Source organism: Jatrophihabitans sp., from assembly GCF_036389215.1.
Taxonomy (GTDB): domain Bacteria; phylum Actinomycetota; class Actinomycetes; order Mycobacteriales; family Jatrophihabitantaceae; genus Jatrophihabitans_A.
In genome coordinates this window covers 1-12,142 of record NZ_DASVQG010000222.1, presented here as the reverse complement: position 1 = coordinate 12,142, position 12,142 = coordinate 1, and the positions used below count along the sequence as shown (strand labels likewise).

Annotated in this window: 11 protein-coding genes; 6 read left to right on the top strand and 5 right to left on the bottom strand. The window is 71.3% G+C overall.

Translation table 11 applies throughout. The features are described 5' to 3' along the window. Together VF542_RS12250 and VF542_RS12245 are read right to left on the bottom strand one after the other, a co-directional pair. On the bottom strand, positions 1 to 567 hold a 567-nt coding region (locus VF542_RS12250; protein ID WP_408651990.1), incomplete at its 3' end, for an ATP-grasp domain-containing protein. Positions 568 to 688: 121 nt separating this feature from the next. Beyond that, entirely contained in the window at positions 689 to 1,093 is a 405-nt protein-coding gene (locus VF542_RS12245; protein ID WP_408651989.1) for a cobalamin B12-binding domain-containing protein, read from the bottom strand. Between the two features lie 199 nt (positions 1,094 to 1,292). On the opposite strand from VF542_RS12245, the gene VF542_RS12240 reads away from it, so the two are divergent. The 4 genes from VF542_RS12240 to VF542_RS12225 all read left to right on the top strand — a co-directional run bounded on the left by VF542_RS12240 (position 1,293) and on the right by VF542_RS12225 (position 6,249). After that, positions 1,293 to 2,177 (top strand): alpha/beta fold hydrolase, encoded by an 885-nt coding sequence (locus tag VF542_RS12240; protein WP_408651988.1) that lies wholly within the window; start codon positions 1,293 to 1,295, stop codon positions 2,175 to 2,177. A 467-nt stretch (positions 2,178 to 2,644) separates the two neighbouring features. Next, positions 2,645 to 3,433 carry a M23 family metallopeptidase gene (locus VF542_RS12235; RefSeq protein ID WP_408651987.1) on the top strand — a complete coding sequence of 263 codons (789 nt, stop codon included), beginning with the start codon at positions 2,645 to 2,647 and terminating at the stop codon, positions 3,431 to 3,433. A gap of 51 nt (positions 3,434 to 3,484) precedes the next feature. Next, positions 3,485 to 4,789 (top strand): glycosyltransferase 87 family protein, encoded by a 1,305-nt coding sequence (locus tag VF542_RS12230; protein ID WP_408651986.1) that lies wholly within the window; start codon positions 3,485 to 3,487, stop codon positions 4,787 to 4,789. Then, positions 4,786 to 6,249: a DUF2079 domain-containing protein gene (locus VF542_RS12225; RefSeq protein WP_408651985.1), complete on the top strand. Its 1,464-nt coding sequence runs from the start codon at positions 4,786 to 4,788 to the stop codon at positions 6,247 to 6,249. Before VF542_RS12230 ends, VF542_RS12225 begins: the two co-directional genes overlap by 4 nt. Positions 6,250 to 6,340: 91 nt before the next feature. Here VF542_RS12225 and pcrA read toward each other — a convergent pair whose 3' ends face one another. Then, positions 6,341 to 8,806 carry a DNA helicase PcrA gene (gene pcrA, locus VF542_RS12220; protein WP_408651984.1) on the bottom strand — a complete coding sequence of 822 codons (2,466 nt, stop codon included), beginning with the start codon at positions 8,804 to 8,806 and terminating at the stop codon, positions 6,341 to 6,343. A gap of 332 nt (positions 8,807 to 9,138) precedes the next feature. Here pcrA and VF542_RS12215 point away from each other — a divergent pair, with 332 nt between their 5' ends. Then, the gene (locus VF542_RS12215) at positions 9,139 to 9,429 is read left to right on the top strand and encodes a chorismate mutase (protein ID WP_408651983.1); all 291 of its coding nucleotides are present in this window, start codon (positions 9,139 to 9,141) and stop codon (positions 9,427 to 9,429) included. Positions 9,430 to 9,469: 40 nt separating this feature from the next. On the opposite strand, the gene VF542_RS12210 is transcribed toward VF542_RS12215, so the two are convergent. Both VF542_RS12210 and VF542_RS12205 read right to left on the bottom strand, forming a co-directional pair. Further along, the gene (locus VF542_RS12210; RefSeq protein WP_408651991.1) at positions 9,470 to 10,084 is read right to left on the bottom strand and encodes a LuxR C-terminal-related transcriptional regulator; all 615 of its coding nucleotides are present in this window, start codon (positions 10,082 to 10,084) and stop codon (positions 9,470 to 9,472) included. A 122-nt stretch (positions 10,085 to 10,206) separates the two neighbouring features. Next, a complete protein-coding gene (locus tag VF542_RS12205) occupies positions 10,207 to 11,415 on the bottom strand; it encodes a PspC domain-containing protein (RefSeq protein WP_408651982.1) in 1,209 nt (402 codons plus the stop codon). Positions 11,416 to 11,551: 136 nt separating this feature from the next. Here VF542_RS12205 and VF542_RS12200 point away from each other — a divergent pair. Then, a partial coding sequence (locus VF542_RS12200) for a PspC domain-containing protein (protein WP_408651981.1) occupies positions 11,552 to 12,142 on the top strand: 591 nt, incomplete at its 3' end.

Sequence of the window (12,142 nt, the reverse complement as noted above, 5' to 3'; positions counted from 1 at the left end):
CTCGACCAGCGTGGCCTCCTCCTCGACGAAGACCTTCCACAGGCTGACCAGGATCCCGGTCACCTCGTCGATCACGTCGGCCGGGATGCGCCCCGCCTCCGCGATCTCGCGGGCCTTGGCGGCGTCGACGCCCTGCACCGGGTCGACCGCGACGCGGGCGAGCGCCTCGGGGCGCTCGACCGCGAGCTGCTCGATCTCCATGCCGCCCTCGACGCTGGCCATGGCCAGGAAGGTGCGGTTGGACCGGTCGAGGAGGTAGGAGAAGTAGTACTCCTCGGCGATGTCGCTGGCCTGGGCCACCATCACCTTGTGGGTGATGTGCCCCTTGATGTCCAGGCCGAGGATGTCCTGGGCGCGCGCCCGGGCCTCCTCGGGCCCGTCGGCGAGCTTGACGCCGCCGGCCTTGCCTCGGCCGCCGACCTTGACCTGGGCCTTGACGACCACCACGCCGCCAATCCGCTCGGCGGCCGCGCGGGCCTGCTCGGGAGTGTCAGCGGTCTCGCCCAGGCCGACCGGGACACCGTGCGCGGCGAACAGCTGCTTCGCCTGGTACTCGAACAGATCCACGAGATCTCTCTTTCGTCCTCATCGACGTGCTGGCCAGTTCCGGCGCCCCAGCCAGGCTAGTCCGTCGGCCCGGACCGTCCTCAACCCAGCCGGCGTGATCTGGCCGACTACTGCTCGTCGACTACTGGACGCCTGCGCCGACGTTGGTGCGGACCCAGTCGACGATCTCCTGCATGGTGGCGCCGGGGGTGAACACCTTCGCGACCCCGAGCCGGTGCAGCTCCGGGAGGTCTGCGTCGGGGATGATGCCGCCGCCGAACACCACCACGTCGGTGGCCTCCCGCTCGGCCAGCAGCGCGGTCAGCCGGCGGAACAGCGTCATGTGGGCACCGGAGAGGATCGACAGCCCGACGCAGTCGGCGTCCTCCTGGATCACGGTCTCCACGATCTGCTCCGGTGTCTGGTGCAGGCCGGTGTAGATGACCTCCATGCCGGCGTCGCGCAGCGCCCGGGCCACCACCTTGGCGCCACGGTCGTGCCCGTCCAGCCCGGGCTTGGCCACGACTACCCGGATCCGCTCGCTCATGTTCTGCTCCCGATCTCCGGGCCCTTCGCCCGGCCCCATCATGTCCCGATCTTTTCCCCAGCACCAACCCCTTACGGAGGGTATGCCCACTACCGGCCGCTCGCGCCACGCCGCCGTTTCCAAAGCGCGGCACCGCGCAGCGATGTGTAACAGTGGTTAACAGCGAGCAGTGCAGGTTGCCTTTCAGAGGATTGTGCCGATGTCCCTCCGAGGTTGGGTGTCGCTGGGTTCCAGCGTGCTCCGGCGGGCTCCGGCGGCGCTGGTCAACGGGACACTGGCCGCTGGTCAGGAGCTGGTGTGGCTGGGCGCGCACGCGCTCACCTACCCGGTCGGGCTGCTGGCCGAGCAGGGCGGGACGGACGATTCCCGGTACCGGACCGACACCCTGTCACCGCTCACCCGCGGGCTGATCCTGGCCGACATCGCCGCCGCGGGGCGGCCCGTGGTGCTGGTGCACGGCATCGGTGACAACCGGTCGGCCTTCACCATCCTGCGGCGGACCCTGCGCCGGCGCGGCTTCGGCAGGATCGTCACCGTCAACTACTCGCCGCTGACCTCTGACGTGCGCACGGCCGCCGCCGCGCTGGCCGGGCACGTGGAGCGGGTCTGCCAGCAGTCCGGGTACGAGCAGGTGTTCCTGGTCGGCCACTCGCTCGGCGGGATCATCGCCCGGTATTACGTGCAGTGCCTGGGTGGCGATGCCCGGGTGGGCACCCTGGTGACCCTCGGCTCACCGCACGCCGGCAGCCAGCTGGCGCGGATGGCCCCGCTGCTGGTCGGGCGGCAGTTGCGCCCGAACTCCCCGCTGATGCGTGAGCTGGCCGGACCGGCCCGGTGCAGCACCCGGTTCGTGGCCATCTACTCCGACCGGGACGAGGTGGTGGTGCCCAACAGCAGTGCCCGGCTGGAGCACCCGGACCTGTCGGTCACCGCGCTGCAGGTGCACGGTGTCGGACACCTCTCCCTGCTGGCGAACAGCACGGTGGCGCACGCGGTCGCTGCCGCGCTGACGAGCGAGGCGGACCGGCTGGAGGATCAGTCGGACCCGCGATCCATTGACGGCACGCCCGTCCCCGCCGGATAGTTGCTGAGGGGAGAACCGGTAGGCTACGGTCGGCCTCGCGCCCCCTTTACATCATGGTCGAACTGCCGGCCACCTCGAATCATGCCGAGACGTCTGCTGCGCGGATCCCCTTCGCGCATCGACGAACTCGCCGCACTGACGAAACCGTACGGAGGAACTGAGTGGGACGTCACAGCGCTCCCGCTCCTGCTCCGCTCATAACCCCTGAACCTGTTCCGACCGGTCCCCGGCATGCGCGGCCATCAGGTGCGCGCGTCGTCATCGCCGGCCCGCTGGCCCGTCCCCTGTTGCACCAGGCCGCGCCGTCGCAGCAGGCCGCGCCGTTGCAGCAGTCCGCGCCGCGGCACCGTGCCGCGCAGCAGGCGAGCGCATTACACCCGGTCGCGTCGTCGCACCCGACCGCATCGCACCGGACCGCATCGCACCGGACGGCATCGCACCGGACGGCATCGACTGCCCGCCCCGCAGTGCCGAACCGGGCGCCGCTCTGGCGCCGGTCTCCCGCCGTTCCTGCCGCGGTGGCCGTGCTGGCGGTGTGGAGCACCGCCCAGGTCCCGCACCTGCTGACCGCCGGGCAGGCCGCTCCCGCCAGCGAGGCAGCCGGCCCCAGCGCCTGGGCCGCCGGCGAGGGGCTCGGCCCGGGCAGCGCTTCGGCCAGCTGGGCCAGTACCTCAGGGTCGCAGGACGCCGGCGTTGATGCCACCGCACTGAGCGCCGCGACCCGGCTGGGCGCCACCGACCGCCGGGTGTCCCGGCAGAACCGGACGGTGTCGCTGACCGGCGCGGCTGCCGGCCCCGCGGCAGCGGTCCGCCCTGCGGCGAAGCCGGCCGAGGTAGCCGGCAGCCACTGGGTACGGCCCAGCGCCGGGGCCGAATCGTCCTGCTTCTGCATGCGCTGGGGGAGGATGCACGACGGCATCGACCTGGCCGGCCCGCTCGGCTCACCGATCGTGGCGGTGGGTGACGGCGTGGTGGTCGAGGCGGGTCCGGCGGCCGGCTTCGGGATGTGGGTGGCGATCAGGCATGCCAACGGCGACTACAGCATCTACGGCCACATGTACCGGTGCTACGTCCGGGTCGGCGACCACGTCCGGGCCGGCCAGCACATCGCCGACATCGGGGCCAACGGCAGGTCCACCGGCCCGCACCTGCACTTCGGGATAGCCCACGGCAAACCGACCGGCCCCTTCATCGACCCGGTGCCGTGGCTGCAGGCCCGTGGGGTCAAGGTCGGCCCGTACAACCCGGACGCCTGACAGCGCGCTCAGCTGCATCGGCGATACTGCCAGGGCAGCAGCCGGTCGGACATGCCGGAGCCAGACACCCCAGGGGGCGACCAGGCGATGACCAGTTCCAGCGTGGTCAGGCGCCGGCCGCTACGCCAGCTCGAACTGCCCGAGGCCATCGTCGCGCAGGGCCGGTACTCGATCGCGATGCGCTGGCTGCTGTCCCGGGCGCTGACCCTGTCGATCCTGGTGTTCGGGCACGAGAGCGACGTCACCGGCGACGTGAAGTACTACGCGCGAAGCCTGCACCAGCTCGTCGAGGGCGGCGGCCTGCGCAACACCCTGCAGGAGTACCCGCTGCCGGTGTTCCTGGTGATCCTGCCCCAGTTCCTGCTGGGGTTCCTCAACGAGGTCGCCTTCAGCATCCTGTTCGCGCTCTCGATGATGATCGTGGACGCGGTGTTCACCGGCTTCCTCTGGCGCGGTGACCGCCGGCGCCGCGGTGACGCGACCAACCTGTGGCTGTGGTTCGTCCCGGCGATCGGGCCGCTGGCCTACTTCCGGTTCGACCTGGTGCCGGCGGTGCTGGCCGGCGGGGCCGTGCTGGCCGCGATCCGCAGGCCCGCCATCGCCGGCGCGCTGACCGCGTTCGGAGCGGCGCTCAAGCTCTGGCCGGCCGTGATGTTGCCGACCTTCCTGATCCGGCGGGGGGACCGCCGCCGGGTGCTGGCCGGGTTCTTCGGCACCGGGCTGCTGATCGGCGGCGCCGCGCTGGCGGTCGGCGGCATCAGCCGGACGCTGTCGCCGCTGCACTGGCAGTCCGCCCGCGGCCTGCAGATCGAGTCGGTCGCGGCCACCCCGCTGATGCTGGCGCGGATGGTCCATCCGGTCGGCACCTGGGACGTCCACATCTCGCAGTACAAGGCCTTCGAGATCTTCGGCCCCGGCGTGCACCTGGCCAGCCAGCTGACCAGCGTGCTGACGGTGCTGGGCGGCCTGCTGCTGGTGACGCTCTGGTGGCGGGCGCACTCGGCAGCCGCGCCGACAGCCGAGACGCTCGGCTGGATCTTCCTGGCGACCGCGCTGATCGTGACGGTGACCAACAAGACCCTCAGCCCGCAGTACCTGCTCTGGCTCGGCGGCCCGGTTGCGGCACTGGCTGTCCGGGCACCGGCCGACCCCGCGGTACGCACCTTCGCCCGGGTGCTGCTGGTCACCGCGGTGGCGACCCAGCTGGTCTTTCCGGTGGGCTACAACGCCCTGCTCAAGACGCACTCGTTCATGCCCCTGGTGACCCTGGACCTGGCGGCGCGCAACCTGCTGCTGCTGTGGCTGACCTGGTACGCGGTCCGCCAGGTCTGGATCCAGACCAGGCGGCCGCAATGACCACGCTGACGGCAGTCACCCGGTCGGCGCGGGCCCGGGTCGCCGGGCACTGGCAGGTGTCGCTGCTGACCGGGTTGCTGTTCGCGGTCTACGGCGGGTACGGGCTGATCCGGCACGCCACCTACCTGACCGCCGGCTACGACCTGGGGATCTTCGACCAGGCGGTGCGTAACTATGCCCGGTTCCGGGCGCCGCACGTTCCGCTCAAGGGCACCGACTACAACATCCTGGCCGATCACTTCCACCCGATCATCGCGCTGGCGGCGCCGCTGTACTGGATCTGGAACAGCCCCTGCGTGCTGCTGCTGCTGCAGATGGCCCTGATCGCGGCCTCGGTGCCGGTGGTCTACTCGTTCGCGCTGCGGCGGATGCCGCGCGGTGGCGCGCTGGTGGTGGCCGGCGCCTACGGCCTCGGCTGGGCGATCCAGGCGATGGTGGACTTCGACTTCCACGAGGTGGCCTGGGGACTGCCGATCCTGGCGGTCGCGGTCGACGCGCTGGACCGCCGCGATGACCGGACCCTGCTGATCTCGGCCGGCCTGCTGCTGCTGGTGCGCGAGGACATGGGCGCGGTGCTGGTCATGATCGGGCTGCTGCGGCTGGCGTACCGCCCACGGCGCACCGGCTACCTGCTGATCGGCGGCGGCATCGCCGGTTACCTGCTGGTGACCGGGCTGATCATCCCGGCGTTCGCACCGAACGGGCAGTTCGCGTACTGGACGTTCGACGCGCTGGGCCCGGACCTGCCGCACGCGCTGCTCACCATCCTCGCGCACCCGCTGCACACCGTCCGGCTGTTCTTCACCCCGGCGATCAAGGCCGAGACGCTGGCCTACTTCTTCCTGCCGCTGGCGTTGCTGCCGCTGCGCTCCCGGTACTGCCTGATCGCGGTGCCCCTGCTGGCCGAGCGGTTCTTCAACTCCCGGGACCACGTGTGGACGACCCACTTCCACTACAACGCGCTGCCCTGGCTCGTGCTGGTGCTGGCCATGGTGGACGGCGGCGCCCGGCTCGGCGTCTGGAACCGTCCCAGGCTCAACCGGGTGATGCTGGCCTGGCTGGTGATCGTGCCGGTCTACCTGTGCACCGTGCCCACCATCACCGCGCCGGCGATCCGCCGGATGCTGACCGGTTCGGCCTGGCGGATGGATGCGCACCTGCGTGACCAGCAGGCCGCGGTGCGCCAGGTGCCGGCCGATGTCTGCGTGTCGGTGGACGACCGGCTGGCGACCCACCTGACCAGTACCAACCGGGTGACGCTGCCGGGCATCCCCACCCCGCGGACCGACTTCGTGGTGCTGGACATGGGCCAGGCGCAGGTCGGCTACCCGCTGGACTCACCGCAGCAGGTGCTCGCCGACTCGCGGGCGGCCGGCTTCGTCCAGGTGTTCTCCCAGGGCGACCTGCTGGTGCTGCGCTCCCCCGGCTACACCGGCCCGAGCGACCTGTGCCGGCCCTGACGGCGTAGCCCCGTGCCGGCCGTGCGCCCCGGCACCGGGGCGGCATGCCGCTGGGCACACCGGTGCGCCCGGGCCGGCCCAGGAGGCCGTCTCACAGCTTGACCAGCGGGGCGAATCGGAGCACCAGCCACTTCTGGCCGAGCGAGCCGAAGTCCACCTCGGCCTGAGCCTTCTCGGCGGTGCCGCGCAGCGCCACCACCGTGCCCAGTCCGAAGCCGTCATGGCTGACCCGGTCGCCCACCTGCAGGTTGAGCATCGGCTTGGTCAGCTTGGCGGCGCCGAACGTCGAGGGCGGGGTCGGGGTGAACCTGCCGCGCTGCGCCGGCTGCGCCCGGTAGCCGTGGTCGGAGTACTGGGCGCTGCCGGCCTCATCGGGATAGCCGCTGAACGGCTGCCGGTCCACGGCGCCGGTCCACTGCACGTGCTCGATCGGCACCTCGTCGAGAAAGCGGGACGGCGGGTTGAAGGCCGGCTGCCCCCAGGCGGTGCGCGCGACCGCCCGGCTCAGGTACAGCCGCTGCCGGGCCCGGGTGATCCCGACATAGGCCAGCCGCCGCTCCTCGGCCAGCTCGTCCGGTTCGCCGAGGGTGCGCAGGTGCGGAAAGATGCCGTCCTCCATGCCTGCCAGGAACACCACCGGAAACTCCAGGCCCTTGGCGGTGTGCAGCGTCATCAGGGTCACCACGCCGCCGCTGGCGTCGGGCACCGAGTCGGCGTCGGCGACCAGTGAGACGTGCTCCAGGAACGCGTCCAGGTCTGCCGGCTCGTCCAGCTGGGCGCGCTGCTCCTCGAACTCGGCGGCCACGCTGACGAGCTCGCGCAGGTTGTCGACCCGGCTCTCGTCCTGCGGGTCGTGGCTGGCTTCGAGCTCTTTGAGGTAGCCGGTCCGGTTCAGCATCTCTTCGATGATGTTGCTCGGGGTGCCGTGTTCCTCGCTGGCGGCGATCTCGCGCAGGTCACCGAGCAGCCGGACGAACTCGGCGATCGCGTTGGCCGACCGGGTGGCCAGGCCGGGAATGTGGTCGGCCCGGATCAGCGCCTCGGCGAACGGGATCTGCTCCTGGCTGGCGAAGGTCTCCACGAACAGCTCGGCCCGATCGCCGATGCCCCGGCGCGGGGTGTTGAGGATCCGGCGCAGGCTGACCAGGTCGGACGGGTTGGCGATCACCCGCAGGTAGGCCAGCGCGTCCCGGATCTCCTTGCGCTCGTAGAACCGGACACCGCCGACGACCTTGTAGGGCAGGCCGAGCCGGATGAAGATGTCCTCGAACACCCGGGACTGGGCGTTGGTCCGGTAGAACACCGCCACGTCGGACGGCTGGGCCTGCTCCGCGTCACTGAGCTCGTCGATCCGCTGCGCGACCCAGCGGGCCTCCTCGTGCTCGTTCTCGGCGACGAAGCCCTCGATCTGCGCGCCCGCGCCGGCATCGGACCACAGGTTCTTCGGCCGCCGGTCCGGATTGCGGGCGATCACCGCGTTCGCCGCGCTCAGGATGGTCTGGGTCGAGCGGTAGTTCTGCTCCAGCAGGATGGTCGTGGCGTCGGGGTAGTCGCGTTCGAACTCGTCGATGTTGCGGATCGTCGCACCGCGGAAGGCGTAGATGGACTGGTCGGCGTCACCGACCACGCACAGCTCGGCGGCCGGCAGGCCACCGGTGCCCTCCGGCCCGGGCGGCACCGGCTTGCACAGCTCGGACACCAGGACGTACTGGGCGTGGTTGGTGTCCTGGTACTCGTCGACCAGGACGTGGCGGAACCGGCGCCGGTAGTGCTCGGCGACCTCGGGCAAGCCCTGCAACAGCTGCACCGTCCGCATGATCAGGTCGTCGAAGTCCAGCGCCTGGGACTCGGTGAGCCGGCTCTGGTACCGCTGGTAGACCTCGGCGAGCACCTTCTCGGGCGCGGTGCCGGCCCGCTCGGTGAACTCGGCGGCTGAGATCAGCTCGTTCTTGAGGTTGGAGATCTGCACCGCCAGCGACCGCGCCGGGTACCGCTTGGGGTCCAGGCTCAGCTCGCGCAGCACCATGGTCAGCAGCCGACGGGAGTCATCGGCGTCATAGATCGTGAACGAGGATCTCAACCCGATGTGCTTGGCCTGCGCCCGCAGGATGCGCACGCACATGGAGTGGAAGGTCGACACCCACATAACGTTGGCGCGGCCACCGACCAGCTCGGCGACCCGGCTCTTCATCTCACCGGCGGCCTTGTTGGTGAAGGTGATGGCCAGGATCTCACCGGGCTTGGCGCCGCGCGCTGCCAGCAGGTAGCCGATCCGGTGGGTGAGCACCCTGGTCTTGCCCGAGCCCGCGCCGGCCACGATCAGCAGCGGCGAGCCGGCGTGCTCCACCGCCCGGCGCTGCTGAGGGTTCAGGCCGGCCAGCAGGCGCTCGACCGACAGGCCCGGCCGCCGGGCCGCAACGCCGGACACCTGCTCGTCCGGCGCCTGTTCCACGGCGAACGTGGGCGCGTCGAACAGCCCTGCGTCAGCGGCGACCGGGGCGGGCCGGGAGCGGCTGGGCGGGTGGGTGGCGGTGGAGCGGGTGGCGTCAGCGGTCATCGGGTCCAAGCCTACGACGGGCCACCGTCAGAACCGCTGCGAATCCGCCCCGGGTGACGGACGGCTTGCTCCCGGCAGTGAGCCGTGTCAGGATTGGCCCGTGCACATCACCGGACACGAGTTTTTTTATGGGTACCGCATCGCGGCACCCACAGCGACCGGTTGACCTGACACCGACCGATCCCGCCCTGGGCCGCACGGAGCCCGGGGCGATTTCTTTTTTCCGGGGCCGACGGTTCGAGCTGGAACACCCTTGCTCCACCGAGAGGAACCCTCCCGTGCCTGACAGCAACACTGACACAGCCGAGTCCGACCTCCCCCAGTCAGGGGCTGTGCAACCAGACAGTTCGTCGGATCTCACCGAGGCTGAGGTCACGGCCGATCCCGCCGGCATCGGCACCATGCGAGGTCAGATCGATGCCCTTGACACGGCCATCGCCCGGCTGGTCGCCGAACGCGCCCAGCTGTCGCGGCGCATCCAGACGGCCCGGATGAATGCCGGCGGCACCCGGGTCGAGCTCGGCCGCGAACGCGCGATCCTGAGCAACTACCGGAGCAGGCTGGGCAGTGAGGGCGCCGCGCTCGCCGATGCGGTGCTGCGGGTCTGCCGCGGCGCTCGGTAGCTGGATTGCTCTTCGCGCGAGCGCTCATCGCGGCCAGAGGTCAGACGATCCGGCGGTCGGCCGCCCACCGGGTCAGCTGGTGCCGGGAGGACAGCTGCAGCTTGCGCAGCACGTTGGAGGCGTGTGTTTCCACCGTCTTGACCGAGATGAACAGCTCACTGCCGATCTCGCGGTAGGAGTAGCCGCGGGCCAGCAGCCGCAGCACCTCCTGCTCCCGCGGGGTGAGCTGGTCCAGCTCCGGATCGACCGAACTGGCCATGCCGGGTGGGTGGCCGCCGTCACGAAAGGCGTCCAGCACGAAGCCCGCGAGCCTGGGTGAGAACACCACGTCGCCGTCGGCCACCCGCCGGATGGCGGCGGTCAGGTCGGCCCCCGAGATCGTCTTGGTGACATAGCCGCGGGCGCCGGCCCGGATCACCGTGATCACGTCCTCGGCGGCGTCGGAGACCGACAGCGCCAGGAACTTGGTCGCGGGCAGTTCCGGCAGCACGGCCGCCACCACCGCCGGGCCGCCGCCGTCGGGCAGGTGCACGTCGAGCAGCACCACGTCCGGGGCGGTGTGCCGGATCGTGGCGATGGCCTCGGCCACGCTGCCGGCCTCGCCGACGATGTCGAGGCCGGTACCGATCTCGGCGCGGACGCCGGCCCGGAACATGGCATGGTCGTCGACCAGAACCACCCTGGGCCTGCCGGAGCTGCCCCCGCTGGTGGCCTGGCTGTTCGGATCGGTGCCGTCCTGGCTAGTGGCCCGGTCGGGGCTGTCGTGGCTCATGTCCCTCATTCCCATTCCACCCGCAGTTGCACTTCGGTCCCCTGGCCCGGACTGGACCTGATCGTGGCGGTGCCGTGCTGGCGCTGCAACCGGCCCACGATAGAGCCACGGATGCCCTGCCTGCTCGGGTCGGTCCGGTCCGGGTCGAACCCGGTGCCCCGATCGCGCACGAACACCGAGGCGCTGTCGGCGGCAAGCTCGGCGTACACCGACACGCTGGTGACCTGGGCGTGCTTGGCGGCGTTGACCAGGGCTTCGCGGCTGGCTGCCACCAGCGCGTCCAGCCGGCCGTTCATCGGATGGTCACCCACCACCACCACATCGACGGTGATGGCATAGGTGTCCTCGACCTCGGCGGCGGCAGCATGCAGGGCGGCTCCGAACTGCCCGTTGGGCACGCCGGTGCCGTAGAGCTTGGTCCGCAGCTCGCGTTCCTGGCTGCGCGCGAGCCTGGCGACCTCGCGTGGCTGGTTGGCATTGCGCTGGATCAGCGCCAGGGTCTGCAGCACCGAGTCGTGCAGGTGGGCGGCGATATCGGCCCGCTCCTCGTTGCGGATCCGCTCGCGGCGCTCGGTGGACAGCTCGCGTACCAGCTTCAGCCACCACGGGCCGGTGATCAGGGCGAGGCCGCCGGCGGTCACCAGCACCGCGGCCAGGCCCGCGCCGACCGCCGAGATGCCCGCTCGGGCCAGGATGAACACCGCTCCGGTGAGCACCAGCGTGATCCCGGCGATGATGCGCAGCCAGCCGATCCGATCGGTGGCCCCGGCGGCCAGCGACGAGCTCGACAGCCGCCGCCAGCGTTCCCGCTCGGTCTCCGAGGCCTGCCGCCAGAGCAGCGCGGCGCCGAAGCACGCAAGCAACGACGGCAGGAACCACCAGCCCAGCGGCAAGGTATGGGCGTTGGTGAGCAGCACGCCGGCCGCGACGAGCGCCGCCACCACGTACTGCGCGGCCGAGCGCGCCGAGCCCTCGGGCTCGTCCTCGGACCGGGTCCGCAGCACGATCCAGAAGGCACCGTAGAGCAGCACCCCGAGCCCCGCGCTACCGGCCAGCAGCACGAAGGCCAGCCGGACGACGCCGCGCCGCAGGCCGAGGTGGTCGGCCAGCGCGCCGGCCACCCCGCCGAGCAGCCGGCCGTGCCGGTTGCGGTAGAGCCGCGGAGCCTGCTGCGGCTCGGCGACCGTGGTCTCCACGGACAGAGGAATAGTCATCGTGTGCCCATTCTGGCCGCCGCCGGGCCCGGCCGGCATCAGGTGAAGGACCCAGTTCGGGTCTCAGCCCGGATCAGGGGCAGTTGGGGGTAGTTCCCGATACCGTGACGGTGCTCCATTGCCCAGGCTGAACGGCATGACGATGACTGATCCCGGCTCGGCCGGCCGGCCACCCGGCTCGGGGGCTGTTCCGCCGATCCCGCCGCCGGCCTATCCTGCCCCGCCGCCGTTCAACCCCTCAGGCGGGCCGGCTCCGCAGCGGTGGCTGCGGCGCAGCCGCACCGACCGGATGATCTCCGGCGTCGCGGGTGGGCTCGGCGAGTACTTCGGCGTGGACCCGGTGATCTTCCGGGTGCTGTTCGCGGTGCTGTCGTTCTTCGGCGGTGTCGGGCTCGTGATGTACGGCGTGGCCTGGCTGCTGGTTCCCGAGCCGGAGGTCGGCGCCTCGGCGTTGGACAAGGCCATCGGGCAATTGCGGGTGCGCCGGGTGCCTCCGTGGCTGGTGCTGATCGGCGGCGCCATCGTGCTGTGGGCCGGCTGGTTCTCCTGGTGGTCCCCCGGGCCGACGTTCCCGGCGATCATGCTGGTGGCGTTGCTGATGCTGGTGCTGATCCGCCGGCTGGAGCGGTCGGCGCCGCTGCCGGGCCCGGCTGTCGGTGCCGGGACGGCAGCCGGCGCCGCAGATCCAGCTCAGGCGGACGGCGAGCCGGGCTCGCCGGAGAACCCG

Bases quoted from the DNA above. Each gene is read 5' to 3' on its own strand.
- VF542_RS12245 (WP_408651989.1), bottom strand. From the start codon at position 1,093: ATGAGCGAGCGGATCCGGGTAGTCGTGGCCAAGCCCGGGCTGGACGGG.
- VF542_RS12240 (WP_408651988.1), top strand. From the start codon at position 1,293: ATGTCCCTCCGAGGTTGGGTGTCGCTGGGTTCCAGCGTGCTCCGGCGG.
- VF542_RS12230 (WP_408651986.1), top strand. From the start codon at position 3,485: ATGCCGGAGCCAGACACCCCAGGGGGCGACCAGGCGATGACCAGTTCC.
- VF542_RS12225 (WP_408651985.1), top strand. From the start codon at position 4,786: ATGACCACGCTGACGGCAGTCACCCGGTCGGCGCGGGCCCGGGTCGCC.
- pcrA (WP_408651984.1), bottom strand. From the start codon at position 8,806: ATGACCGCTGACGCCACCCGCTCCACCGCCACCCACCCGCCCAGCCGC.
- VF542_RS12210 (WP_408651991.1), bottom strand. From the start codon at position 10,084: ATGTTCCGGGCCGGCGTCCGCGCCGAGATCGGTACCGGCCTCGACATC.
- VF542_RS12205 (WP_408651982.1), bottom strand. From the start codon at position 11,415: ATGACTATTCCTCTGTCCGTGGAGACCACGGTCGCCGAGCCGCAGCAG.